The organism is Catenibacterium sp. UBA627 (assembly GCF_002299355.1).
Lineage (GTDB): Bacteria > Bacillota_I > Bacilli_A > Erysipelotrichales > Coprobacillaceae > Catenibacterium > Catenibacterium mitsuoka.
The window spans coordinates 5,063-5,272 of sequence record NZ_DBPF01000017.1 but is presented as its reverse complement, the minus strand read 5'-3'; the positions used below and the strand labels follow the sequence as shown (position 1 = coordinate 5,272).

Here is a 210-nt window from a genome sequence, read left to right as displayed (position 1 = left end):
AGGTAGGTAGTTGCTTGTACCAGAAGAATCACGTGAATCAAATGCGAATTCAAATACCTTCATACCTGGATAACCACAATCAGCGACCATCTGTTTAACTGTATCAGTCAAATAACCTAAGTCTTCTGCAATTACATTGAGTTTTCCTAAAGACTCTTCAACTGTCTTAAATAAGTCATATCCAGGGCCTTTTTCCCAATGTCCATTTCT

General features: G+C 37.6%; 1 protein-coding gene. It reads right to left on the bottom strand.

Features of this window, described 5'->3' with window-relative positions; genetic code table 11:
- The coding region (locus B2S90_RS01255; protein WP_286696425.1) for a 4-alpha-glucanotransferase at positions 1-210 on the bottom strand (210 nt) is incomplete at both ends.